Here is a 24663-nt window from a genome sequence, read left to right as displayed (position 1 = left end):
TCTGCCATCATGTCATAATCTTTTCGCTGGCACAATCATTGTCTTATACAGTCCGTAAATAAAAAATTTAGAAATAAATAATAACAATAAACAATAGATATGAGTAAAATAATTGGAATCGACTTAGGTACAACCAACTCCTGTGTTGCCGTAATGGAAGGTAGCGAGCCAACGGTTATTCCTAATGCCGAAGGAAAAAGAACAACCCCTTCTGTAATTGCATTTGTGGAAGGTGGCGAAATTAAAGTAGGTGATCCTGCAAAGCGTCAAGCGGTTACAAACCCTACAAAAACAATTAGCTCCATTAAAAGATTTATGGGAAATAAATATTCCGAATCTAAAAATGAAGCGGAACACGCGGCATACAAAGTTGTAAAAGGCGATAACGATACCGCTCGTGTAGATATTGACGGCCGTTTGTACACACCACAAGAATTAAGCGCGATGATTCTTCAAAAAATGAAGAAAACTGCTGAAGATTATCTAGGACAAGACGTTACTCGTGCGGTAATTACCGTTCCTGCTTATTTTAACGATAGTCAGCGTCACGCAACTAAAGAAGCTGGTGAAATTGCAGGCCTTAAAGTAGAAAGAATTATAAACGAGCCTACTGCAGCAGCACTTGCATACGGCCTTGATAAAAAAGGGACTGACCAGAAAATTGTAGTATTCGATTTTGGTGGGGGTACGCATGATGTTAGTATTCTTGAATTGGGTGATGGTGTTTTTGAAGTGCTTTCAACAGATGGAGATACACACTTAGGAGGTGATGATGTAGATCAGAAAATAATCAACTGGTTGGCAGACGAATTTAAAGCGGAAGAAGATTTTGATCTTCGCAAAGACCCAATGGCCTTGCAACGTTTAAAAGAAGCTGCTGAAAAAGCAAAAATTGAATTGTCTTCTTCTGCACAAACCGAGATCAACTTGCCATACGTTACAGCTACTGCTAGCGGACCAAAACACTTAGTAAAAACGTTAACACGTGCTAAATTTGAGCAATTGATTGAAGACCTTGTTAAAAGAACAATCGCACCTTGCGAAAAAGCAATGAAAGCTGCTGGATTAAGCAAAAACGATATCGATGAAGTAATTCTTGTAGGAGGTTCTACACGTATTCCTGCAGTTCAGGAAGCTGTGGAAAATTTCTTCGGAAAAAAACCTAGTAAAGGTGTAAACCCTGATGAAGTTGTGGCAGTAGGTGCTGCAATTCAAGGTGGTGTATTAACGGGTGATGTAAAAGATGTATTGCTTTTAGATGTAACGCCACTTTCCCTTGGTATTGAAACCATGGGCGGTGTAATGACCAAATTGATTGAGGCAAACACAACCATTCCTACTAAGAAAAGTCAGGTATTCTCTACTGCAGCAGATAACCAACCAAGTGTTGAAATTCACGTATTGCAAGGAGAACGGCCAATGGCAACCGACAATAAAACAATTGGTCGTTTCCATTTAGACGGAATTCCACCAGCGCAGCGTGGTACGCCACAAATTGAAGTAACCTTCGATATTGATGCCAACGGTATCATTAAAGTAAGTGCTACCGATAAGGCTACAAACAAAACGCAAGACATTCGTATTGAAGCTTCTTCTGGGCTTACAGAAGAAGAAATTAAAAAGATGAAAGCAGATGCTGAAGCAAATGCTGAAACCGATAAAAATGCGAAAGAAAAAGTTGATAAACTAAACGAAGCGGATGGAATGATCTTCCAGACAGAAAAGCAACTTAAAGAATTTGGTGAAAAATTATCTGATGATAAAAAGAAACCAATTGAAGAAGCTTTGGAAGAATTGAAAAAAGCGTATGAAACTAAAGAAGTTGAAACAATTCAACCCGCTTTAGATAAACTAAACGAAGCTTGGAAAACGGCTTCTGAAGAAATGTACAAAGCCCAAGCAGAGCAGCAAGGTGCCCCAACGGGTGATGCCGGAGCAGGAGCAGCGCAAGGAAGCACAGGCGGCAGCGCAGAAAACAGCGATGTGGAAGACGTAGATTTCGAAGAAGTGAAATAAGTTGTATCACATGCATAATGTAAAAACCGCAACCTTAATGGATTGCGGTTTTTTTATTTGTTTCAAAAATGAATTTCCTTCTGTAAATAAACTTTAACTTTTTAGGTTCTTACAATTACTTAAACATATAATAAGCAGTATATTTTGCTTAAAGTTCAAAAACGTCACCTATTCGACCAACCTTAAATCCTTTTTCAATAACTGATTTTGCTTCAGTACTATTGCTATTAATCAATGGATTGGTATGATTAAAATGAATAAAGATTATTTTATCTTTCTCTTTTGCAGCTAAATTTTTAAAAAGCTCTAAGCTTTCAATTACAAACGGATGCGGGATTTGTGAAATATCACGATTGTTTATTTCTTCACCACTATAAAAGGTAGCATCTAAAAAAGCATAATCTACTTTTTTTATTTCTTCGTTAATGTTTTTGTCCCATTTGTCCCACTTGTCAATATCTGGAATAAATAACGCACTTTTATTTGGTCCCTTTATAAGGTAACCAACGGTTTCAGAATATTCATCTCTATGCGGGACAAGAAAAGGAGTAAGCTGTAATTCATTAGAAAGTTGTACGGGTTTTTCGTTTTCTAAAGAATTTATAGCAATATTATTGAGTGTAACAAGTTGGTTCCACGGGCCATTATTTTCAAGAAAAAACTTCATTTTAGGCATTGCATACACTGGTGTTTCTTTAGCATTTGTTGCTTCTTTTCCTAAATACATCAAGCCGGTATAATGACCAATATGTGCGTGGGTTAAAAAAATACCGCTCACAAGTTCATTTTCACTTTGAGCCCCAAATGTTTTTAATGTTTTTAACTGAGTTGTTATATCTGGTGTAGCATCAAATAAATATTTTTTTTTGGTTGAATTGTCAAACAACCCTAGTGCAATTACCTGTCTATTGGTGTCGGGATGTTGAAATAAATTTTTACAACATTTTTTATTGCACCCAATATGTGGTGAGCCAGCATCCTGAATGGTTCCTAAAAGTACAAGTGAAGTACCTACGGTATTTGTTTTCTCTTTACCTTTTTTTTGAGGAGTTGGGTTATCCTGGCAGGCAACCAGCAGAAATAATAGTAATGTATAGTTTGCTAATTTTGCTGTTGCATATGTTGAAAGTGATACCATTGCTATAAATATAGTGAAAAGAGATTAAGAATATGTAACTAGACCTAGTTCGAAAAAATACTTTATCTAAAAAAGTAAAAAGTTAGTGAGAGAATAGTATCATTAACTTTCTTTTGAAATACGCATCAGAAACTCTTTGTTAACTTCATGAACACCATCAAAAACTTCAATGTTTAGACGGTCTTTGAAGAGTTTGCTGCCTTTTAATTGTTCTTCGGTTTTACGAGCTTCTGTAATGTATTGGTCTTTATCTCCATAACTATAAATTACTGAGGTTGATTGTTTTAAAAATTCAAAATCTGAAGGTTTTAATTCATTGGGGATTCCACCCGAATGAAGGATTAATGTATCACATTGTATTTTCCTGCTTGCCACCCAACGTGTAGCAATGGAGACTCCTTGCGAATACCCTAAAACAATGAGTTTTGGCATGGCTTTAGAAGTTTCTTTCTTAAAAACTTCATCAACATACCGTAGCACATTTTGGATTTCAGTCTTAGTGTTTTCACGTGTTAACCAAGAAGCACCAACATACTTAAACGCTTTGTCTTGATAGTATTTTGAGGGTGCTTGTGGGGCAATTATATAATTTTCTTCTGGATTTAATTCTGAAAAATACCTGATAAAATAGTTGCTTAAATACCCCATGCCATGAAAAACCATCCAGATATTTTTTGTTTTTTCAGTAAAATCATTAAGGGTAGAATAGCTGTTAATTGTTTTGTAGGAAGCTTCTTTTTCAGTACTCATTTGTTGGTTTCAATTTTGTATTTTTACAAATGTAAATTAATACAATGAAGTATACCAAAGATGAAATTTTAGCCCTTTCAAAAAAAATGTGTAAAAACACATTAATGGAAACGCTAGAGATAGAATTTACCGAAGTTGGGGATGATTTTTTAATTGCACGAATGCCGGTAACTCCAAGGGTTCACCAGCCTGATGGTGTGTTGCATGGCGGTGCTTCTGTAGCACTTGCAGAAAGCGTTGGAAGCGCGGGGGCTTATTTTTTTCTAAACTCAAAAGAAATTAGTATCCGAGGTATTGAAATAGCCGCAAACCATGTAAAGAGTGTTACCGAGGGCTATGTGTACGCCCATGCATCTATTGTTCATAAGGGAAGAACAACACAGTTATGGCAAATAAAAATAACAAATGAAGCAGATGAACTTGTTTCACTTGTAAAACTTACCACACTCTCTTTACCAAGAAAAAAATAATGGACTGTGAGCTAATTATAAAAAAAGTTTCGAAGCATTATGCAAAAAAAATGCCTTTTGTAATTTTTTCTATGCCTCAAAGTGAATGTGTGAAATTCTTTTTACAAAAAGACGATACAGTTCATACGGTTGTAAAACTTTCAGAAAATGGGTTTATATTGGCTCCTTATGATTATAAAGATATAGCGTTTTATATTCCTGAAAAAAACTCAGAAATTTTTGACACACAAATACCAATTGAAGAAAAAAAAGTAAGTCCAGTTGTAATACCAAATGATATTAAGGAGCGAAATAAATACATTAAACTTCTCGATAAAACGATTGAAACAATAAATAATAAGAATGCAGAAAAAATTGTACTCTCTCGCTTTAAAGATTTTGAATTAGAAAATTTTTCCCTTGAAAAACTGATACGGCAATTATTCTCGGTTTATCCCACAGCTTTTAAATACATATGGTACCATCCAAATACAGGGTTATGGTGTGGCGCTACTCCAGAAACATTAGTTGAAATTGATAATAACTCATTTAAAACAATGGCATTGGCAGGTACACAAGTTTTTAAAAATAAATCATATACAGCTTGGGGGCAAAAAGAACAGGAGGAGCAACAGTTGGTTACTGATTCAATAACAACCAATTTACAAAAGGTTACTTCTGTTTTAAAGGTGTCAAACCCATATACACATCGCGCTGGGCAACTACTGCATTTACGTACCGATATCAGTGGAATACTAAAAACCAATAAAGCTACCTTAACATCTATTACGTCTGCACTTCATCCTACTCCTGCAGTTTGTGGTACGCCAAAGAAATTTGCGAAGGAGTTTTTAAATGAAAATGAAGGTTATAATAGAGCGTTTTACACAGGTTTTATTGGACCAATAACAAATAATGGAACTTCTACTTTATTAATGGTAAACCTTCGCTGCATGAAAATTGAAGGTAATATCGCAAGTGTATTTGCCGGAGGTGGTATAACACACGACTCCCAATCCATCGAGGAATGGGAAGAAACACAAAATAAAATGCAAACCATGCTACAAGTACTTCAGCCAATGCTGTAATATTTTTAGTGTCTTTATACCTTTGCACCACATGAAATTTTCAAATAAAATCCTTTCACAAACACTTATTCAATTATGCCTGGATAAGCATATTGAACATATTGTTATATCTCCTGGTTCGCGAAATGCCCCACTTACTATTGGTTTTGGAGCACATGACGATTTTAAGTGCTTTAGTGTCGTTGATGAACGTTGTGCTGCATTTTTTGCCTTAGGCATGGCACAACAACTAAACAAACCAGTTGCTGTTGTTTGTACTTCAGGCTCTGCATTGTTAAATTATTATCCCGCTGTTTCAGAAGCATTTTATAGTGATATTCCACTGGTGGTTATTTCAGCAGATAGACCAGCTAATTTTATTGATATTGGCGACGGACAAACAATTAGACAGGAAAATGTTTTTGAAAATCATATTCTCTATAGCGCCAATTGTAAGGAAGGAAATGAATTTCAGATACATAATGAAACCGAAATAAACGTTGCGCTTAATACTGCTATAGAACTTAAGGGGCCAGTACATATTAATATTCCCTTTACAGAGCCGCTATACCAAACGGTAAATGAACAGTCAGTTTGGCCTCAAAATGTAGCGCCACGGGTAGCTGAAAATTTTAATCAAGATTTAACTCCTTTTGTTGAGAAATGGAACAAGAGCACTAAAAAAATGGTACTTGTTGGTACGCTTCCGCCAAATAGTTTGGAAGCACATTTTATAAAACAACTTGCTAAAGATAAAAGTGTTTTGGTGCTTACCGAAACAACTTCAAACCTTTGTCATGATAATTTTATCTCAGCGATAGATCAGTTGATAGCGCCATTAACAGCTGAAGAATTTAAAAAACTTCAACCGGAAATTTTACTCACTTTTGGGGGAATGGTGGTTTCAAAAAAGATAAAAGCTTTTTTGCGAACGTATCCTCCTAAGGAACATTGGCATGTAGATTTTAAAAAGGCATACGACACTTTTTTTGTACTGAATCAACATTTTAAAACAGCTATAAATAATTTTTTTATTGAATTTCTTCCGAAGACGATACCTTTAAATAGTGAATACCAAAACACTTGGCTGAAGGTTAAAAAACATCGATTGCAACGTCATGCAGCGTATGTTAATGAAATTCCATATTCTGATTTTAGGGTTTTTTGCGAGATTTTTCAACAGTTACCACCAAATATTCAGTTGCAATTAAGTAATAGTGCTACCATTCGCTACGCACAGCTTTTTAATATACATCCTTCAGCTGAAGTATTTTGTAACCGTGGAACTAGTGGAATTGACGGAAGTATGAGCACCGCGATTGGGGCGGGGTATGCATCAAAACTTCCTACAGTTTTTTTAACAGGCGACCTTAGCTTTTTCTATGATAGCAATGCCCTTTGGAATAATTACATTCCGAAGGACTTTAAAATAATTGTAGTAAATAATGGTGGTGGCGGTATTTTTAGGATTCTTCCAGGAGAAAAGGACTCCACACTTTTTGATACTTATTTTGAAACAAAACACAACCTAAGTGCCACCCATATTGCTAAAATGTATGGTTTCGAGTATGAAAGTGTTAGTGCGATTGAGAATTTAGAAAGCACATTAAAAAGTTTTTTTGCTGTAAATGAGGGACAAAAATTATTGGAAATTTTCACACCAGCGACGGTGAATGATAAAGTATTGCTAAATTATTTCAAGTTTATTTTATAAAAAACCTTTTCCTCGGTATATGGTTTTATGTGAAATATAGCCTCCCACTTCGTATTTTTATATGCAACTTCATTATAATAATAATCCCTATTGCGTTTAAGCTAGGTGCTTTATAGCAGAATTTAGATTGTTTTCAAATAAAAATTTTATTTGAAAGTATGGAGGGAGTTTTAAAGAAATATACGTGTCCTTATCCCTTACAATTTACATTTCACCTCTACGTATAAGTGCCACATATTTTAAGGAATATGCATTATCTTTGCAGCTATGATAAAACTGGGCGAATACAATACACTAGAAATCCTTCGGGAAACCGAACCGGGGTTATATTTGGGCGATGATGAAGAAAATGTGGTGCTTTTACCACATAAATACAAGCCTGAAACCTATGAAATTGGCGATTCAATTTCTGTTTTTATATATCTTGATAATGAGGAGCGACCTATTGCCACAACGCTAGACCCCTTCCTACAGTTAAATACCTTTGGTTACTTACACTGTAGCGATGTTACTGAATACGGAGCGTTTATGGACTGGGGATTAGAAAAACAGTTGTTTGTTCCATTCAAAGAACAGGCGCGTCCTATGAAAAAAGGAAATTGGTATATCGTTTATCTTTATATAGACGAAAAAACAAACCGGCTGGTTGGATCGAGTAAAACAAATCATTTCCTGCAAAATGAAACACTAACGGTTGAAGCTTTTGAAGAAGTAGATATTTTGGTAACCCATCTTACCGAAAAAGGAGCGAATGTAATTGTAAACGGTGTTCACAAAGGGTTAATATACATTGAAAATATTTTTGAAGACATTCGTACTGGAGATAGAATGAAGGCGTTTGTTAAAAATATTCGTCCGGATAATAAAATTGATATTGTTCTTCAAACTCCTGGTTACAAGAGTATAGAGCCAAATGCCAACTTTATTCGTGAAGAATTGGAAGCTGCAGGAGGTTTTTTACCATTGCATGATAAATCTGATCCAGACTCGATAAAAAACCTATTGGGGATGAGTAAGAAAAGTTTTAAAAAAGCAATTGGCACGCTTTACAAAGACAAGCAAATTACAATTAAGGAAGACGGTATTGAATTACTGTGATGGCGTTTGGTACATGCCATAACCAACATAAAAACCACTTCTTCTATTATTTCGAGGATAAAACCCATAGTTGTAAGGCATAAGATCGGGCCTTAAATACCCTCTAGATTCTTTATACGAAATGTTTTTAACCGAGGTTGAGGCATCTGCAGAATAACTACTATTGCCTCCATAAATACCGTATTCTTTAGGGTCTAGTGAAATTTCAATGTCAGATGTTACATAATTCTCAGTAGTCGCCATTGCATCAAACATACTTACAGGTTCTCGATAGTTGTCCTTACTTAGTTTAAAAGAAGGTAGCTTGTTTGTGTTACTTGCTAAAAAACCTGAATCTGATGATAGCGATGTGCTCATTAAACTTTCAACTTCTGGAAGGATAGCAAAATTTAATTTAAGTTTATTGGTCTCAAAATCAAACTGTGCCGATGCCATCAGTGGAAAAAATAAAAGAAGAAATAACAACTTTTTCATTGTTGCAAATATATCAAAATTTACGCCAACTATTTTGTAGTCAATGTATAGTTGGAGGTTGTTTCTTATAATTTTAATTTATTAGTTGTGTTTTTAGGTACTGCATCTTTATGAACCGTAATACTAATAGCCTTTAAACGCATATAGGCTTCACTAAAATATACATAACCACCATTGGCTACACGTGTTTCATCAGTACCCCAACTATTTTTTACTTTATAGTATTTTGTGCCATTTTGATCTTGCAGCATCCCTGTAATATGCATTAAATGATCATCTGTAGTGTCGTAATTTTCAAATTCTTCTTGACGATAGTCTTGAGTAATTGTTTTTTCTGGATACACCCCTTGCAATGCTTTTATAGTATTTACAGCGTTTTCTGGAATAACTGCAACACCGTCTTTTGATGAAAATGTTTTTTCACTTACATCGCAATCCAATTCTATAGTAAAACCTTTTTCAAGGGCATTGTCTATCGTAGCTATCATTTCGTTTAAAGGAACATTATAAAAGCTACCGTTACTCCAGTTGTCTGGAATGTTTAAGATAAATTGTGAATAAAAGGGCGCGTGTGTAAAACTTGTAATAGTTATATAATCTGCTGGTTCAATTTTAGTCATTTTTAGAAATGATTCAGGTGTGTACTGCTTGCCTTCATATGTAAAACTAGCCACGTTTTTACCTAAATAAATATCTAAAACAGCGTCAATTGCAGTTCTCCATTTCGAGCTCAATTTTCTTCCGGGATTGTCAACATATGTTTTTAGCATTGCCTCCAAAACAGCAACCATCTCTGCGTGATTGTATACTGTTTCTCCAGCAAAAAGACCACTAAAAGCTTCTTCTGGAACCAATCCGTTTTTAGCTACAGAATTCATCACATCGTGTGCTAACCCCCCTTCACTAAATTGTGATTTTCCTTGGCGCATAATAAAATTTTCAGCTTTTAAAGGATAGGTATTTCGCACTTGGTACATTTCACTTAGATCAATTTTTTTTCCCGTCAGGCGGATGATTTCACTTTCTAGAAAAGAAGTACTGCTAAAACTCCAACAAGTGCCTGTAATTCCTTGGCTAATTACTGGCGTTGCCTCAAGGTCTGTAATTGTTGTAAATTGGTATGCTTCCTGTGCAGAAAGTGTTATTGTAAAAAGAGTTGCGAGGGAAAAAAGTAGGCTGCGCATTGATTATTTTTTGATATTATTGTTTGTCTGAAGTATTATTTAAAAAGAAATAGAAAATAATACTAAACAATATCTTCTATCTTTGAAAACAAAAATAACAATTATGTCTTCAATCAACTGGAAAACTGTCAAAGAATATACAGATATAACATACAAAAAATGTGATGGCGTAGCCCGAATTGCTTTTAATAGGCCCGATGTGCGCAATGCATTCCGCCCTAAAACGACTGCCGAATTACTAGATGCTTTTCACAACGCACAGGAAGACACCTCTGTTGGCGTGGTTTTACTTTCCGCTGAAGGCCCTTCCTCAAAAGATGGTGTTTATAGTTTTTGTAGTGGGGGCGATCAAAAAGCACGTGGTCATCAAGGATATGTAGGGGAAGATGGCTATCACCGTTTGAATATTTTAGATGTGCAGCGATTAATCCGTTTTATGCCGAAAGCTGTTATTTGTGTGGTTCCTGGATGGGCTGTGGGTGGCGGCCATAGTTTGCATGTAGTTTGCGATTTGACTTTAGCAAGTAAAGAACACGCGATTTTTAAACAAACCGATGCCGATGTTACCAGTTTTGATGGCGGTTACGGAAGTGCATATTTAGCCAAAATGGTAGGGCAGAAGCGCGCTCGCGAAATCTTTTTCCTTGGAAGAAATTATTCTGCACAAGAAGCTTATGAAATGGGGATGGTAAACGCTGTAATCCCTCATCATGCACTTGAAGATACGGCTTACGAATGGGCTCAGGAAATACTTGCAAAATCACCAACCTCTATAAAAATGTTGAAGTTTGCAATGAACCTTACTGATGACGGTATGGTGGGGCAACAAGTATTTGCAGGCGAAGCAACACGACTTGCCTATATGACGGACGAAGCAAAAGAAGGTCGCGATGCTTTTCTAGAAAAAAGAAAACCTAATTTTAATAAAAAGTGGTTGCCTTAAAATAAATACTTAGTTGCAAAACAGTTTAAATATTCTTCATTACTGCTTATATAAAATGTATAATAAACTACATTTTAGCTTTCATAAAATTATTATGTCTAAGCATTTATTAAATATGCCTTTTGTGAAAAAAGGGTGGGAAAAAGAAGGAGTTACTGCAAAAGAATTCATAGATAATATTGCTGCTAATAAATACTATGGTGAAAATATTGGTTTAGCTGGCGGGGTGCTTATTTCAATGGTTTGGAGTGTTTTTATTAGTACATTTTTCTTAGTTAAAAAAACTTTCCAATTAGCGTATGAAATCAATAGCTTTCACTTTTTTTTATTAATGATACCAGCATATTTAATTTGTTACTTCCATGTCTTTAGAAAGAATATCTATTTAAAACATTTTGAATTCTATGAAAAATGGTCTAAACATATAAAACACAGGAATATCATAATTACATTTCTATCTATACTGTTTAGTGTTGCTTTATTTGTTTTGAGTGTTCTTGTTGGGTTTTAATACAGAAGACATCAATGAAATTAATTTTTTTGATGTCTTCTGAAATAATTTACTATTGATTTAAAGTGGTTTTTCCAAGAAACTATTTTAGAAAACTAATTGCACTTTTAAAATAACTCTTTAAAATACCGCTTATTTCTCATAGGCATCTGTATGTACCTGTTGTACTGCCCGCCCACTGGGATCATTCATGTTTTTAAAACTTGCATCCCATTCCAATGCAATTGGGCTACTACACGCCACCGAAGGAACTGAAGGCACGCAAAGTGCAGCAGTATCACTAGGAAAATGTTCAGCGAAAATACTTCGATAATAAAACTCTTCCTTGCTGGTAGGAGTTTGCAATGGAAATTTATACTTGGCATTTGCTAACTGCTCATCAGTTACTTTTTCATTTACCATTTCTTTTAAAGTATCTATCCAGCTATAACCCACGCCGTCACTAAATTGTTCTTTTTGGCGCCAGCATACGCTTTCGGGAAGCATGTCTTCAAAAGCTTTTCGTAAAATCCATTTTTCCATTCGCTCGCCATTAATCATTTTATCTTGTGGGTTGATGCGCATAGCAACATCCATAAACTCTTTGTCTAAGAAGGGAACGCGCCCTTCAATACCCCAACTAGCAAGCGATTTGTTGGCACGTAGGCAATCATACATATGTAGTTTATCTAGCTTGCGTACTGTTTCTTTATGGAGTTCTTCTGCATTGGGTGCTTTGTGAAAGTAAAGATAGCCACCAAAAATTTCATCAGAACCTTCGCCGCTAAGCACCATTTTTATTCCCATTGCTTTAATAGCACGCGCCATTAAATACATTGGTGTACTAGCACGAATTGTAGTAATATCGTAGGTTTCTAAATGATAAATTACATCTCGAATGGCGTCTATGCCTTCTTGTATAGTGAATTTTATTTCATGGTGAACAGTCTTTAAGTGGGCTGCCACTTTTTTTGCAGCTGCTAGATCAGGACTGCCTTCCAGTCCAATGGCAAAGCTGTGTAATTGCGGCCACCAAGCGCCTTCGGTATCTTCGCTTTCAATACGTTTTTCGGCATATTTTTTTGCAATTGCTGAAGTGATGCTGCTATCGAGGCCGCCAGAAAGTAATACCCCGTAAGGCACGTCGCTCATAAGTTGGCGATGTACTGCGGCTTCTAATGCTTTGCGAAGTTCAGCGATTTCAGTAGCATTGTTTTTTACATTTTCATAATCCATCCAATCGCGTGTGTACCAACGTTTCAATTCACCTTCACGGCTGTCTAAATAATGTCCAGGAGGAAAGAGCTCAATTTTGGTGCAAACGCCTTCCAATGCTTTTAATTCAGATGCTACATAAAAAGTACCGTGTTGGTCCCAACCAATGTATAATGGAATGATTCCCATATGGTCGCGCGCCACAAAATATGTGTCGTTTTCAACATCATACAACGCAAAGCCAAAGATGCCGTTCATGTCATCTAAAAAATCAGCTCCTTTTTCTTTATATAAAGGTAAAATTACTTCGCAATCACTTTTAGTTTGAAAATTATAATGTTTTAACTGCTTCCGAAGTTCCATATGGTTGTATATCTCACCGTTGGCGGCTAGAACCAAGTTGCCATCACTGCTTAAAAGCGGTTGTTTTCCAGATGTAGGGTCTACAATAGCAAGACGTTCGTGTGCCATTATTGCATTTTCATTACTAAATATTCCGCTCCAATCGGGCCCGCGATGACGGATGTTTTTAGCCATTGTTAATACTTGAACCCTGAGGTCTTCTACAGGTTCTTTGAGTTTGAAAGCACATACAATTCCACACATGTTTTTATAATTTAGGTTTGTTATTTTTATAAAATTTCGTTTTTTTTAAATGTTCGACTACACTGAATAATCAGTTCAGTTAAAGCCAAAAAAAAGCCTGCCAAGAAAAACTTGACAGGCCATATATCGCGACAAGTTTTTGTTACGGTAGCTGGTTATTGTTATTAAGGCTAAAAAATGACATAAACTTGTTTTCTTTTTAATGAATTGCTAATTTAATATAAATAATTTAAAGTTTCCTACTATTTTTTAAATAAAATATAAATTTAGATTAACTGAAATACAAATCCAATTTATCTAAGTTTCGGAAATTCCGAAGGATTTGCTTCGTGCATAATTTCATATACTTTTTCATACACGTCTTCTACACTTGGCTTGCTAAAGTAATCGCCATCTGTACCATAAGCAGGTCGGTGTTCTTTGGCTGCAAGTGTTTGTGGTTTGCTGTCAAGATGTTTGTAACCGCCTTGAACATCTACAATATTTTGAAGTATATAAGCAGAAGCCCCACCCGGAACGTCTTCGTCAATAACTAAAAGTCTATTGGTTTTAGCTACACTTTTAACGATATCATGGTTTAAGTCTAAAGGAAGAAGGGATTGTACATCGATAATTTCGGCATTAATACCGGCTTGTTGTAGCTCTTTTGCAGCTTCTTCCACAATACGAATCGTACTTCCGTAGGAAACCAAGGTAATGTCTGTTCCTTCTTTTATAGTTTCTACAACCCCAATTGGAGTTTTTAGCGCACCTAGGTTGTTTGGCATTTTTTCCTTTAAACGGTATCCATTTAAACATTCCACAACTAGTGCAGGTTCATCGGTTTCCAGTAATGTATTGTAAAAACCAGCAGCTTTGGTCATATTTCTTGGAACAAGTAAATACATACCTCGCAAAAGGTGAATTAAACCACCCATCTGTGAGCCACTATGCCAAATACCTTCCAGTCTATGGCCACGTGTACGAACAATCAATGGCGCTTTTTGTGTACCGTTAGTACGGTAACGCACCGTCACCAAATCGTCACTCATTATCTGAAGGCAATACAAAATATAATCAAGGTATTGTATTTCTGCTATAGGGCGTAAACCACGCATGGCCATCCCAATTCCTTGCCCTAAAATAGTGGCTTCACGAATTCCTGCATCGGCAACTCTTAGCTTCCCGTACTTTTCTTGCATGCCTTCCAAACCTTGATTTACATCGCCAATTTCTCCTGCATCTTCTCCAAAAATTAAAGCTTCTGGATACTTGCTGAAAATTGCATCAAAATTGTCTCGAATAATTACACGGCCATCAACTTCTTCTGCATCATCGGTGTATGAAGGAAGAACTTCCTGAATGGTTTTTGCATTTTCGTTTGCTTCGGAATAAAGGTGGGAGCTATATTTTGGTTGAATCGTATCAAAATAATTAGTCAACCAATCTTGCAATTGTTTCTTTTCTGAGGATTCTTCACCTACTACATAACGTAAAGCTTTTCGTGCTGAGGCAGCAATATTTCTTCGCAAAGGTTCTTTTTCGGATGCAAGTTCATTTTTTAATTTTTCAATAAAATTTTTATTTGAACTATTCTCGGCTAGATTTCCTAAAAGTAAAACGGCTTCTTCTTGTTCTTTTTTCTGTGGCGCAAGAAAGGCTTCCCAAGCTGCTTTTTTTCCATCACGAACTTGTTTTTTAATAGCTTTTTCTATTTCGACAAGTGTTTCTTCTGAAGCAATATCGCTAGCAATAATCCATTCACGCATTTTTACGTTACAGTCATAACTTGCTTCCCATTCTAAGCGATCTTTACTTTTGTAACGTTCGTGCGAACCACTGGTACTATGACCTTGTGGTTGTGTTAATTGTTGCACGTGAATTAAAACAGGTACGTGTTCTTCTCGCGCTATTTGTGAAGCACGGCTATAAGCTTCAACAAGATCTGGATAATCCCAACCTTTTACACGGATAATTTCATATCCATTTTCATCTTCTGTACGTTGAAATCCTTTAAGTACTTCTGAAATATTTTCTTTAGTAGTTTGGTATTTTGCGTGAACAGAAATTCCGTATTCATCATCCCAAACGCTCATCACCATTGGTACTTGCAATACTCCAGCGGCATTTATAGTCTCCCAAAAAAGCCCTTCACTGGTACTCGCGTTCCCGATGGTTCCCCAAGCAACTTCATTGCCATTGATAGAGAAATTGGTTTTATTTTCAATCCCTTTTACGTTTCTAAATATTTTTGAAGCTTGTGCCAATCCCAATAAACGAGGCATTTGGCCAGCGGTAGGTGATATATCTGCGCTACTATTTTTTTGTGCAGTAAGATTTTTCCAGCTTCCATCTTCGTTTAGACTGTGGGTGGCAAAATGGCCTCCCATTTGCCTTCCGGCACTCATTGGGTCTGCTTTTATATCTGTATGGGCATATAGGCCAGCAAAAAACTGTTCAATAGTAAGTTTGCCAATTGCCATCATAAATGTTTGGTCTCTGTAGTATCCGCTTCTCCAATCACCATTCTTAAAAGCTTTGGCCCAGGCAAGCTGTGGCACCTCTTTTCCATCACCAAAAATTCCGAATTTTGCTTTTCCGGTAAGTACTTCACGGCGACCTAACAAACTACATTCACGGCTGGTTACAGCTATTTTATAATCATTTAGGACAGTTTCCTTAAAATCATCAAAGTGAATTTCGCCGTTGGTCTTTGGGTCTGTTTGCATTAGTTTAAATTTTAGAGCTACAAAAATAGCGAAATCGGGTGTGTTTCACAATGCTTAATTGGTATCAAACTCCTTTTTATAGAAATCAGTTTTTTTTAAAAAGATTTAATTTTATAATTAGTAATCTACCCAGTAAAATAAATGGAAAACCATGAAGTAGTACATCAAACCAATCTGCGGCTTTCATGCCATTAGCTCCGCCTATTATCCAATTAATTTTCCCTGAAATATGTGGTTCAGGAAAGAAAGGTGCAGGACCTAATGTAAGGCAGAGAAGCACTATAATACGCCAGTTGTTTAGTATGCTCATTAAATTAATATGGTTGAATTATAAATGATTAATAAGATAAAAAAAAATCCCCGGAATCCCGAGGACTTTAATAGAAAATAAAATAGTGTAATTTATTCAACTTCTTTTACAGAAGCCCCTGGCGCATTTTTACGAACAGATTCAATACCGTTTTTAGCACCACTTTCAGCAGCATACATTTGGCTGCTACCAATAATTTGTCCGTTACTGGCTTTAATATTGAAATGAATTTTTCCGTTTTTGGCGGTTTTTAATTCAAAACTATCGTCTTTACCACAGTTTTTCTGAACAGACTCAATACCATTCATAGCTGAAGCTTTTGTAGCATACATCTGGCTTGAAAGGATTACCTGACCATTACTAGCTTTTAACACAAAGTGATACTTATCACCGCTTTTTTTAAGTTCAAACATAGGTTTATTGTTTTAAGTTTTTAATCATTAATGCTTAAATATCGGAAAAATGATTCTCATTAAAAAGGATTCGAAACTATTTTTTTAAAAGTGATATATAATCAGTTAAATAAGTGACTTGTTAGTGTTTCTGGGGTCTTATAAGTGGTTATAACACATTATTAATTATTATTTAACACTATTTATATGAAATTAAAATTATGTATTAGCTTGTTTTTTATTTCAACTGCAAGCCTAACTTACGCACAAGATTTACCCGCAAACCCAGAACCCGGGAAGTGTTATGTGCGCTGTACCACTCCAGCTGTTTATGTAAACGAAACAGTGCAGGTTATGACAAAGCCGGCCTACAAAAAATTAAAGACAATTCCAGCACAATATGAGACAGTAACGGAACGTGTTTTAGTAAAAGAGGAAGGTAAAAAACTTATTGTAATTCCTGAAAAATGGGGCACTGAAACGGTAACCTATGTAAAAAAACAAGGGGCTTCAACTTTAAGTGTGAATCCCGCAACTTTTTCTAACGATGCGGAAACAATTGAAATAAAACCAGCTTTTGCACAATGGGAGCTTGGCTCGCCGGCACCAGACTGTGCATCTTCAAATCCAGACGATTGCCGTTATTGGTGTTATAAAGGGTATCCAGCAGAATACACTACGGTGCCAGTAGTCCGTTTAGCGAATGATGCATCAACAAATAAAAGTCCGATTGAAGCTAAAGATGCTTCCTATACAAAAAAGGTGGTAATTGAGGCTGCACGAGTTGAAGAGGTTCGTATTCCTGCTGTTTATGAAACCATTACTAAAACTGTTATGGTGAAAGACGCGCAAGTAGTTGAAGAACTTGTTGCTGCTGAATACAAAACGGTTTCAAAAGAAGTATTAAAAGACAAGGGGGGCTTAACAAGCTGGAGAGAAGTAGAGTGCGCCTTGGTAGAGTATCAAGCATTACCAATAAATTGGAATCTAGGAAGTGCTACATTAACTGCGGCAGCAAAATCTTTGATAGACACTCGCTTAATGCCTGTACTTGCTCAAAACCCTGGTGTAAAACTTGAAATAGCTTCGCATACAGACGCTAGAGGTACTAGTGCATCAAATCAAGATTTATCTGAAAGAAGAGCTCAAGCCGTTGTCGTTTATTTACAATCAAATGGCATCAATTCAAGCTTACTTGTGGCTAATGGCTATGGTGAAAATAGATTAAAAAACAGATGTGCCGACGGGGTTTCTTGTACGGAACGTGAGCACGCAGTGAATAGAAGAACTGAATTTAGGCTAATTAATTAAATTTTAGTGGACTAAAATGGATAGAATCCCCATACATTTTGGGGGTTCTATTTTTTTATAACACCTTTGGCATTAATTATGCTATTTAAAAAATATACAATCTTATACTTATGAAGCCTTACCATCTCTGTTTCTTTCTTATGTTTTCATTTTTTTCTTTTGCACAGGAAACTAGTGATTTAAATTGGTTGACAAATTTAGAAGAGGCACGGAAAATAGCTAAAGATTCCAACAAACCAATTTTACTATATTTTACAGGAAGTGATTGGTGTGCTCCCTGCAAGATGTTAAAAGAAGATTTTTTTGAGAACCCTAAGTTTACTGAAAAAGCAGCTAATATGGTCTTAGTGCTTGTAGATTATCCACGTCGTATCGATCTTATTTCTGAAGAGCAAATGGCTTATAACAAAGAGTTGGTTGCTAAATACAATACAAAAAAGGTTTTCCCGAAACTACTATTTTTAGATAATAAAGGAAGAGAAAAGGGAGAAATGGAAGGGTATAGCCCTTTACGCGATACCCAAAACCATTTTAAGTTTATTAATAAATTTCTAAAATAAATTTACTTAAACATATCCATTCCTGGAATGTTTGGCATTCCTTCTTTTGCAACTGCTGCAACTTCGGTTTCGTGAATATTGGAAGCTTTTTCAATGGCTTTATTTAGCGTTAGAACCAAATAATCTTCCAATTGTTCTTTGTCTTCTAATAAGCTGTCGGCAATAGTAATAATCTTTATTTCTCGGTTTGCAGTAAGCGTAACTTTTAGAAGTCCATCGTTGCTAGCTTCATCAATTAAAACAGTGTCTAGCCTTTTTTTTGTGGCTGCTACTTTCTCTTGGGTTTCCTTTAATTTCCCCATCATTCCCATTAAATCTCCAAACATATTTTTTTTATTTTAGTTTCCGGCAAATTTACTAATTTGCAGCGCAACTAATCAATTCTTCTTTATGAAAAAAATTATCCTCCTTTCAATTGCTTGTTTTACTTTTGCCGCTTCAATAAATGCGCAGGACACTTCAAAAAATACTATGAAAATAAACCTTCCGAAAGCCGAAAAAATTTATAAAGAATTAAAAGCTCATGGCGATGTTCGAATCGATAATTATTACTGGCTTAACAATCCTGAAGATAAAAAAGTGATTGATTATTTAAACGAAGAGAATGCGTATTACGACAAAATGACTGCGCATACGGAAAAGTTTAAAGCAGCCCTTTTTGAAGAAATGAAATCGCGCATAAAAGAAGATGATGCTTCTGTTCCCTACAAATTGAACGGCTATTATTATATTACTCGTTATGAAACTGGGAAAGATTACCCAATTTATACCCGCAAAAAAGGATCATTGGAAGCAGAAGAAGAAATTCTTTTTGATGTAAATGAAATGGCAAAAGACTATTCATATTACAACCTTTCAGGATTAAATGTTTCTGAAGACAACAATTTGATATCTTTTGGGGTAGATACTTTAAGTAGAAGAAAATATGATATTTATATAAAAAATCTTAAAACAGGGGAGATATATCCTGAACGAATTCCGCTAACAACGGGAGGAGCTACCTGGGGAAGTGATAATAAAACACTTTTTTATACCCGAAAAGACGAAAAAACACTTCGCGCCGATAGAATTTACCGTCATACTTTGGGTACCGACCCCATTACTGATGAACTTGTTTATACTGAGGAAGACGAAACCTTTGGAACCTACGTGTATAAAACTAAATCGCGAAAATACCTTGTAATTGGTTCATATAGCACACTTACATCAGAATATCGTGTACTAGAAGCTAATAACCCAACAGCTGAGTTTAAAGTATTTCAAACTCGCGAAAGAGGATTGGAGTATAGTATCTCCCACTTTGGAAATGATTGGTATGTATTGACAAATAAAGACAAAGCGCTCAATTTTAAGCTAATGAAAACTTCGGAAGGGGAAACTTCCAAAGAAAATTGGGTAGATATGATTGCACACCGAGACGATGTGTTACTTGAAGATATTGATATTTTTAAAGATTTCTTAGTGGTAAGTGAAAGAAGCAACGGACTTTCACAAATCAGAATAAAAAAATGGGACAATAAAGAAGATTATTACCTTCCTTTTGATAACGAAACCTATACTGCTTTTACAACCCAAAACCCTGAGTTCGATACAAAAACACTTCGGTATGGTTATAACTCATTAAATACACCGGCTTCAGTTGTTGATTTTAATATGGAAACTCAAGCCAAAACCGTGCTTAAAGAAACAGAGGTGTTAGGTGGGAAATTTGATAAGGATAATTACGAAACGGAACGTTTATGGGCAACAGCTGCTGATGGTACTAAAATACCTATGTCGGTTATTTATAAAAAAGGAATACAAAAAAACGGTAAAAACCCGTTGCTTATTTATGGATATGGTTCTTATGGAGCAACTATAGATCCATATTTTTCAACGGTACGATTAAGTCTTTTAGATCGCGGGTTTATTTTTGCAATTGCGCATGTTCGTGGTGGAGAATATATGGGCAGACAATGGTATGAGGATGGAAAACTTCTTAAAAAGAAAAATACATTTACTGATTTTATAGATGCTTCAAAATATCTAATAGAACAAGGTTATACCTCCTCAGAGCATCTTTATGCTTCTGGCGGTTCTGCGGGTGGTCTTTTAATGGGAGCAATAGCAAACATGGCGCCCCAGCTGTATAATGGTATTATTGCGTCGGTGCCCTTTGTCGATGTTGTAACTACAATGTTAGACGATTCAATCCCATTAACTACTGGTGAATATGACGAATGGGGAAATCCAAATGATGTTGTATATTATAATTATATTAAAAGTTATTCACCATACGATAATGTAGAAAGTAAAAACTACCCGAATATGCTTGTTACAACAGGCTTACACGACAGTCAGGTGCAATACTGGGAACCCGCAAAATGGGTTGCAAAGCTTCGCGAATTAAAAACCGACACAAATATTCTTTTAATGCAAACAAACATGGATGCTGGCCATGGCGGGGCTTCCGGGCGTTTTGAGGCATTAAAGGAAGTGGCTATGGATTATGCCTTTTTGTTGGATTTAGAAGGAATTAAGGAGTAATAAAAATATTTCCTTACCTTTGTGCGGTTAAAATTTTCAGTTTAAAACTGAAGGCATTTTAAAACGAACTCCCTCTTTATGAAAGAAGAAATAAAAGCCCACAATAACGTGTTAGAACTTATAGGTAACACACCGTTGATAAAGCTTAACAAAATTACCCAGAAAATGAAGGGTAATTATTTCGCAAAGGTTGAAGCGTTCAATCCAGGTCATTCTACCAAAGACCGTATTGCTCTTTATATAATTGAAGAAGCTGAACGAAAAGGAATATTGAAGCCTGGCGATACTATTATTGAAACTACAAGTGGTAATACGGGTTTTAGTATAGCTATGGTTAGTATCATAAAAGGATACGATTGCATTTTGGCAGTAAGTTCAAAATCATCTGCCGATAAAATAGACATGCTAAAAACAATGGGCGCCAAAGTATATGTATGCCCAGCACATGTTAGCGCCGACGATCCACGCTCGTATTATGAAGTAGCAAAAAGACTTCATAGCGAAATTAAAGGTTCTGTATATATCAATCAATATTTTAATGAATTGAATATTGATGCCCATTATCAGACTACTGGTCCTGAAATTTGGGAACAAACCGCAGGAAAAATCACACATTTGGTTGCCTGTAGCGGAACTGGAGGAACAATTTCTGGGACAGCTCGATTTTTAAAAGAGCAAAATCCAACCATTAAAGTTATAGGAATCGATGCGTATGGTTCTGTACTTCAGAAATATCACCAAACAAAAGAATTTGACGCTAATGAAATTTATCCGTACCGAATTGAAGGTTTGGGGAAAAATTTGATTCCAACGGCAACAGATTTTAATATAATAGACAAGTTTGAAAAAGTAACCGATGAAAGTAGTGCACACACTGCTCGTGAGCTTGCTAAAACTGAAGGTTTATTTGTTGGGTATACTAGTGGTGCGGCTATGCAAGGTTTAAAACAACTGGAAGAAGAAGGTGAATTTGGTGAAAAAAGCAATATTGTTGTTATCTTTCCAGACCACGGTTCTAGATATATGAGTAAAATTTATAATGATGAATGGATGAACCAGCAAGGTTTCTTTGATTCTGAAACTGCTGAAATACATCAGATAGAGTACATAAAATAAAATAGTGATCACACCATTAAAAAAATCCCGATAGCAATATGCTTTCGGGATTTTTTCTTAATAAGATTGCAGCATTTTAAAATCTAATGTCCAAAATCCAAAATCTAATTATAATTTAATTAATTTTGTCCAAAATTTTAACAATAAACGTTGATGAAAGATTTATTTGATAAAATCTATAAAGATAAAGGTCCGTTAGGAAAATGGGCGGAACAAGCGGAAGGCTATTTTGTATTCCCAAAATTGGAAGGTCCAATTTCCAATAGAATGAAATTTAAAGGCAAGGAAGTAATAACTTGGAGTATCAATGATTATTTAGGTCTAGCAAACCATCCAGAAGTTAGGAAGGTAGATGCTGAAGCAGGTGTAAAATGGGGCTCTGCATACCCAATGGGTGCGAGAATGATGAGTGGGCACACAGATCTTCACGAACAACTTCAAAGAGAACTTGCTGAATTCGTAAGTAAAGAGGCTGCATATTTGTTAAACTTTGGATATCAGGGAATGGTTTCTACCATAGACGCCCTTGTTTCAAAAGACGATGTTATTGTGTATGATGTAGATGCTCATGCTTGTATTATTGATGGGGTTCGTCTTCATTTAGGGCAACGCTTTACGTATAAGCACAACGATATGGAAAGTATCGAAAAAAACTTGCAACGTGCCACAAAAGTTGCTGAGAAAACAGGTGGTGGAATTTTACTTATTTCGGAAGGAGTTTTTGGAATGCGTGGCGAGCAAGGAAGATTGAAAGAAATTATAGCACTTAAACAAAAATATAACTTCCGTTTCTTTGTTGATGATGCACACGGTTTTGGAACACTTGGTAAAACAGGTGCTGGCGCAGGTGAGGAGCAAGGGGTACAAGACGGAATAGATATTTATTTTGCGACTTTCGCAAAATCTATGGCAAGTACAGGCGCTTTTATTGCAGCGGATGAAGAAATAATAAATTACCTTAAATACAACCTACGATCGCAAATGTTTGCAAAGTCATTGCAAATGGTTTTGGTTGAAGGAGCTTTAAAGCGTTTAGATATGCTTAGAAGCATGCCAGAACTTAAAAACAAGCTTTGGGAAAATGTAAATGCACTTCAGGGCGGGCTTAAAAAGAGAGGTTTTGATATAGGAACAACTCAAAGCTGCGTAACTCCAGTATATTTAAAAGGAAGTATTCCAGAAGCAATGGCTTTGGTGAAAGATTTACGTGAAAACCACGGAATCTTCTGTTCTATAGTTGTGTATCCAGTAATTCCTAAGGGATTGATACTTTTAAGAATGATACCAACGGCTACGCATACGATGCAAGATATAGAAGAAACATTAGAAGCTTTTTCCGCAATCCGGGAGCGCTTAGAAAACGGGACTTACAAGCGTCTTTCAGCCGCTGTTTCGGCAGCGATGGGAGAATAAGTGTTTAGCTTACAGCTTACTTACTAAATAAAAAAACCACCTTTTTAGGTGGTTTTTTTATTTAAATATCTTTCTTAAATGTACTCCGTTCTTTATGTTGCACCGGATTGTAATCTTTCCAAAGCAATTGCACTGCAGTATTTTCCTTTAACTCTGGATTGGTTTCCACTGTGTGAATACCTTTTGCGTTAAACAGGTTTTGCATTTCTTCAAAAATAATTGCTGTAACCCCTTTTCCTTGGTATTCTGGATCTATTCCTATTAAATAAAAAGCGGCTGTGTCGTTCTTTTTCTGTGCTTTTAAGATATGTGTCCATCCAAAAGGAAAAAGCTTTCCGTTTGCTTTCTTTAAGGCTTTCGAAAATGAAGGCATTACAATGGAAAACGCAATCAACTTTCCAGTTTCGTCTTTTATACAACAAATATAATCTGGGTGTATAAAGCTAAAATATTTTTCTTTGTAATAATCAATTTGGTATTGCTGAATAGGAACAAACGTTTGTAGTGTATTATAAGTCTTGTTTAACAAACCAAACATTGCATCTACATAGGGTAGAATTTCTTTTTTATCCTTAAAACGAATTACAGAAAGTTTATAGCGATCTCGTACAATTTTTGAAAACTTCGCCACTTTTTCAAAAATAGAATCTGGTATTTTAAGTCTATATTCAACCCAAGTAGCTTGTTTTTCGTAGCCTAATTGCTCTAAATGTTGTGCGTAGTAAGGATAATGATACCAAGTAATCATAGTATTCATTTCTTCAAAGCCCATTGTTAGTACGCCAGCTTTTTCCATATTACTGTAGCCTACAGGACCTTCGGCGTATTCTAAGTTGTGTTCACGCCCTTTTTCATAAGCTTTTTCTAATAAGGCTTTGGTTACTTCAATATCGTCAACCATGTCCAACCAACCAAAACGAACTTTCTTTTTTCCTTGTTCATTTATTTCCAGATGATTAATAATTACGGCGATACGTCCAACTATTTCATCCTTTTTATAAGCTAAATAATACCATGCTTCAGCATTTTTAAATACTGGATTTTTTTTGGTGTCCAGTGTTTCCATTTCATCTTTAGTCAATGAAGGAACCCAATATTCACTGTTTTTATATAATTTAAAAGGAAAAGTGATAAACTTTTTAAGATCACTTTTTGAGGAAATCTGTTTTATAGTAATCATATT

22 protein-coding genes are annotated in these 24663 nt (G+C 35.7%); 12 read left to right on the top strand and 10 right to left on the bottom strand.

Translation table 11 applies throughout. From position 1 onward, the window contains the following. Positions 1 to 99: 99 nt before the first annotated feature. Complete coding sequence (dnaK, locus tag ABJ955_RS00730) at positions 100 to 2016, top strand: molecular chaperone DnaK (protein ID WP_347372689.1); 1917 nt, start codon at positions 100 to 102, stop codon at positions 2014 to 2016. Between the two features lie 148 nt (positions 2017 to 2164). Here the strand turns inward: dnaK and ABJ955_RS00725 are convergent, their stop codons facing one another. Both ABJ955_RS00725 and ABJ955_RS00720 read right to left on the bottom strand, forming a co-directional pair. Then, a complete protein-coding gene (locus ABJ955_RS00725; protein WP_347372688.1) occupies positions 2165 to 3154 on the bottom strand; it encodes an MBL fold metallo-hydrolase in 990 nt (329 codons plus the stop codon). A gap of 102 nt (positions 3155 to 3256) precedes the next feature. Continuing rightward, positions 3257 to 3904 (bottom strand): esterase, encoded by a 648-nt coding sequence (locus ABJ955_RS00720; RefSeq protein WP_347372687.1) that lies wholly within the window; start codon positions 3902 to 3904, stop codon positions 3257 to 3259. A gap of 44 nt (positions 3905 to 3948) precedes the next feature. On the opposite strand from ABJ955_RS00720, the gene ABJ955_RS00715 reads away from it, so the two are divergent. From ABJ955_RS00715 to ABJ955_RS00700, 4 genes are all read left to right on the top strand, one after another. Beyond that, positions 3949 to 4374 carry a hotdog fold thioesterase gene (locus ABJ955_RS00715; RefSeq protein ID WP_347372686.1) on the top strand — a complete coding sequence of 142 codons (426 nt, stop codon included), beginning with the start codon at positions 3949 to 3951 and terminating at the stop codon, positions 4372 to 4374. Between the two features lie 50 nt (positions 4375 to 4424). Beyond that, positions 4425 to 5441: an isochorismate synthase gene (locus tag ABJ955_RS00710; RefSeq protein ID WP_347372685.1), complete on the top strand. Its 1017-nt coding sequence runs from the start codon at positions 4425 to 4427 to the stop codon at positions 5439 to 5441. A gap of 31 nt (positions 5442 to 5472) precedes the next feature. Further along, complete coding sequence (gene menD / locus ABJ955_RS00705) at positions 5473 to 7134, top strand: 2-succinyl-5-enolpyruvyl-6-hydroxy-3-cyclohexene-1-carboxylic-acid synthase (protein ID WP_347372684.1); 1662 nt, start codon at positions 5473 to 5475, stop codon at positions 7132 to 7134. 267 nt (positions 7135 to 7401) lie between these two features. Beyond that, the gene (locus ABJ955_RS00700; RefSeq protein ID WP_347372683.1) at positions 7402 to 8232 is read left to right on the top strand and encodes a S1-like domain-containing RNA-binding protein; all 831 of its coding nucleotides are present in this window, start codon (positions 7402 to 7404) and stop codon (positions 8230 to 8232) included. On the opposite strand, the gene ABJ955_RS00695 is transcribed toward ABJ955_RS00700, so the two are convergent. Together ABJ955_RS00695 and ABJ955_RS00690 are read right to left on the bottom strand one after the other, a co-directional pair. After that, positions 8224 to 8706, bottom strand: coding sequence for a hypothetical protein (locus ABJ955_RS00695; protein WP_347372682.1), 483 nt, complete (start codon positions 8704 to 8706; stop codon positions 8224 to 8226). The two genes, ABJ955_RS00700 and ABJ955_RS00695, sit on opposite strands and share 9 nt — an antisense overlap. Before the next feature lie 65 nt (positions 8707 to 8771). Beyond that, positions 8772 to 9890 (bottom strand): C1 family peptidase, encoded by a 1119-nt coding sequence (locus ABJ955_RS00690; RefSeq protein ID WP_347372681.1) that lies wholly within the window; start codon positions 9888 to 9890, stop codon positions 8772 to 8774. 103 nt (positions 9891 to 9993) lie between these two features. Between ABJ955_RS00690 and ABJ955_RS00685 the strand changes: the two genes are divergently transcribed. Both ABJ955_RS00685 and ABJ955_RS00680 read left to right on the top strand, forming a co-directional pair. After that, positions 9994 to 10833, top strand: coding sequence for a 1,4-dihydroxy-2-naphthoyl-CoA synthase (locus ABJ955_RS00685; protein ID WP_347372680.1), 840 nt, complete (start codon positions 9994 to 9996; stop codon positions 10831 to 10833). Between the two features lie 94 nt (positions 10834 to 10927). Beyond that, a complete protein-coding gene (locus ABJ955_RS00680; RefSeq protein WP_347372679.1) occupies positions 10928 to 11344 on the top strand; it encodes a hypothetical protein in 417 nt (138 codons plus the stop codon). Between the two features lie 132 nt (positions 11345 to 11476). Here the strand turns inward: ABJ955_RS00680 and asnB are convergent, their stop codons facing one another. The 4 genes from asnB to ABJ955_RS00660 form a co-directional block, all read right to left on the bottom strand. Beyond that, positions 11477 to 13144, bottom strand: a complete 1668-nt coding sequence (gene asnB / locus ABJ955_RS00675) for an asparagine synthase B (protein WP_347372678.1) — start codon at positions 13142 to 13144, stop codon at positions 11477 to 11479. 293 nt (positions 13145 to 13437) lie between these two features. Beyond that, positions 13438 to 15852, bottom strand: a complete 2415-nt coding sequence (locus tag ABJ955_RS00670; RefSeq protein WP_347372677.1) for a thiamine pyrophosphate-dependent enzyme — start codon at positions 15850 to 15852, stop codon at positions 13438 to 13440. An 85-nt stretch (positions 15853 to 15937) separates the two neighbouring features. Then, positions 15938 to 16162 carry a hypothetical protein gene (locus ABJ955_RS00665; protein WP_347372676.1) on the bottom strand — a complete coding sequence of 75 codons (225 nt, stop codon included), beginning with the start codon at positions 16160 to 16162 and terminating at the stop codon, positions 15938 to 15940. 92 nt (positions 16163 to 16254) lie between these two features. Further along, positions 16255 to 16575, bottom strand: coding sequence for a YegP family protein (locus ABJ955_RS00660; RefSeq protein ID WP_347372675.1), 321 nt, complete (start codon positions 16573 to 16575; stop codon positions 16255 to 16257). Positions 16576 to 16761: 186 nt separating this feature from the next. On the opposite strand from ABJ955_RS00660, the gene ABJ955_RS00655 reads away from it, so the two are divergent. Further along, positions 16762 to 17865, top strand: coding sequence for an OmpA family protein (locus ABJ955_RS00655; protein ID WP_347372674.1), 1104 nt, complete (start codon positions 16762 to 16764; stop codon positions 17863 to 17865). 110 nt (positions 17866 to 17975) lie between these two features. After that, entirely contained in the window at positions 17976 to 18425 is a 450-nt protein-coding gene (locus ABJ955_RS00650; protein ID WP_347372673.1) for a thioredoxin family protein, read from the top strand. Between the two features lie 2 nt (positions 18426 to 18427). Here the strand turns inward: ABJ955_RS00650 and ABJ955_RS00645 are convergent, their stop codons facing one another. Further along, positions 18428 to 18751 carry a YbaB/EbfC family nucleoid-associated protein gene (locus tag ABJ955_RS00645; protein ID WP_347372672.1) on the bottom strand — a complete coding sequence of 108 codons (324 nt, stop codon included), beginning with the start codon at positions 18749 to 18751 and terminating at the stop codon, positions 18428 to 18430. A gap of 64 nt (positions 18752 to 18815) precedes the next feature. On the opposite strand from ABJ955_RS00645, the gene ABJ955_RS00640 reads away from it, so the two are divergent. From ABJ955_RS00640 to ABJ955_RS00630, 3 genes are all read left to right on the top strand, one after another. Then, complete coding sequence (locus tag ABJ955_RS00640; protein WP_347372671.1) at positions 18816 to 20951, top strand: S9 family peptidase; 2136 nt, start codon at positions 18816 to 18818, stop codon at positions 20949 to 20951. A gap of 78 nt (positions 20952 to 21029) precedes the next feature. After that, positions 21030 to 22067, top strand: coding sequence for a pyridoxal-phosphate dependent enzyme (locus ABJ955_RS00635; RefSeq protein WP_347372670.1), 1038 nt, complete (start codon positions 21030 to 21032; stop codon positions 22065 to 22067). 153 nt (positions 22068 to 22220) lie between these two features. Next, positions 22221 to 23480: an aminotransferase class I/II-fold pyridoxal phosphate-dependent enzyme gene (locus ABJ955_RS00630; RefSeq protein ID WP_347372669.1), complete on the top strand. Its 1260-nt coding sequence runs from the start codon at positions 22221 to 22223 to the stop codon at positions 23478 to 23480. A gap of 61 nt (positions 23481 to 23541) precedes the next feature. On the opposite strand, the gene ABJ955_RS00625 is transcribed toward ABJ955_RS00630, so the two are convergent. Next, complete coding sequence (locus tag ABJ955_RS00625) at positions 23542 to 24660, bottom strand: GNAT family N-acetyltransferase (protein ID WP_347374341.1); 1119 nt, start codon at positions 24658 to 24660, stop codon at positions 23542 to 23544. Positions 24661 to 24663: the final 3 nt, after the last annotated feature.

Origin of the sequence: Aequorivita sp. Q41 (assembly GCF_039831855.1) — a bacterium.
In the GTDB taxonomy this organism is placed as follows: domain Bacteria; phylum Bacteroidota; class Bacteroidia; order Flavobacteriales; family Flavobacteriaceae; genus Aequorivita.
The sequence above is the reverse complement of the archived record's forward strand: the minus strand, read 5'-3'. Positions and strand labels throughout refer to the sequence as shown.

Excerpts from the sequence above, each read along its gene's own strand:
- dnaK (WP_347372689.1), top strand. The coding sequence starts at position 100 with ATGAGTAAAATAATTGGAATCGACTTAGGTACAACCAACTCCTGTGTT.
- ABJ955_RS00725 (WP_347372688.1), bottom strand. The coding sequence starts at position 3,154 with ATGGTATCACTTTCAACATATGCAACAGCAAAATTAGCAAACTATACA.
- ABJ955_RS00720 (WP_347372687.1), bottom strand. The coding sequence starts at position 3,904 with ATGAGTACTGAAAAAGAAGCTTCCTACAAAACAATTAACAGCTATTCT.
- ABJ955_RS00715 (WP_347372686.1), top strand. The coding sequence starts at position 3,949 with ATGAAGTATACCAAAGATGAAATTTTAGCCCTTTCAAAAAAAATGTGT.
- ABJ955_RS00710 (WP_347372685.1), top strand. The coding sequence starts at position 4,425 with ATGCCTTTTGTAATTTTTTCTATGCCTCAAAGTGAATGTGTGAAATTC.
- menD (WP_347372684.1), top strand. The coding sequence starts at position 5,473 with ATGAAATTTTCAAATAAAATCCTTTCACAAACACTTATTCAATTATGC.
- ABJ955_RS00700 (WP_347372683.1), top strand. The coding sequence starts at position 7,402 with ATGATAAAACTGGGCGAATACAATACACTAGAAATCCTTCGGGAAACC.
- ABJ955_RS00695 (WP_347372682.1), bottom strand. The coding sequence starts at position 8,706 with ATGAAAAAGTTGTTATTTCTTCTTTTATTTTTTCCACTGATGGCATCG.
- ABJ955_RS00690 (WP_347372681.1), bottom strand. The coding sequence starts at position 9,890 with ATGCGCAGCCTACTTTTTTCCCTCGCAACTCTTTTTACAATAACACTT.
- ABJ955_RS00685 (WP_347372680.1), top strand. The coding sequence starts at position 9,994 with ATGTCTTCAATCAACTGGAAAACTGTCAAAGAATATACAGATATAACA.
- ABJ955_RS00680 (WP_347372679.1), top strand. The coding sequence starts at position 10,928 with ATGTCTAAGCATTTATTAAATATGCCTTTTGTGAAAAAAGGGTGGGAA.
- asnB (WP_347372678.1), bottom strand. The coding sequence starts at position 13,144 with ATGTGTGGAATTGTATGTGCTTTCAAACTCAAAGAACCTGTAGAAGAC.
- ABJ955_RS00670 (WP_347372677.1), bottom strand. The coding sequence starts at position 15,852 with ATGCAAACAGACCCAAAGACCAACGGCGAAATTCACTTTGATGATTTT.
- ABJ955_RS00665 (WP_347372676.1), bottom strand. The coding sequence starts at position 16,162 with ATGAGCATACTAAACAACTGGCGTATTATAGTGCTTCTCTGCCTTACA.
- ABJ955_RS00660 (WP_347372675.1), bottom strand. The coding sequence starts at position 16,575 with ATGTTTGAACTTAAAAAAAGCGGTGATAAGTATCACTTTGTGTTAAAA.
- ABJ955_RS00655 (WP_347372674.1), top strand. The coding sequence starts at position 16,762 with ATGAAATTAAAATTATGTATTAGCTTGTTTTTTATTTCAACTGCAAGC.
- ABJ955_RS00650 (WP_347372673.1), top strand. The coding sequence starts at position 17,976 with ATGAAGCCTTACCATCTCTGTTTCTTTCTTATGTTTTCATTTTTTTCT.
- ABJ955_RS00645 (WP_347372672.1), bottom strand. The coding sequence starts at position 18,751 with ATGTTTGGAGATTTAATGGGAATGATGGGGAAATTAAAGGAAACCCAA.
- ABJ955_RS00640 (WP_347372671.1), top strand. The coding sequence starts at position 18,816 with ATGAAAAAAATTATCCTCCTTTCAATTGCTTGTTTTACTTTTGCCGCT.
- ABJ955_RS00635 (WP_347372670.1), top strand. The coding sequence starts at position 21,030 with ATGAAAGAAGAAATAAAAGCCCACAATAACGTGTTAGAACTTATAGGT.
- ABJ955_RS00630 (WP_347372669.1), top strand. The coding sequence starts at position 22,221 with ATGAAAGATTTATTTGATAAAATCTATAAAGATAAAGGTCCGTTAGGA.
- ABJ955_RS00625 (WP_347374341.1), bottom strand. The coding sequence starts at position 24,660 with ATGATTACTATAAAACAGATTTCCTCAAAAAGTGATCTTAAAAAGTTT.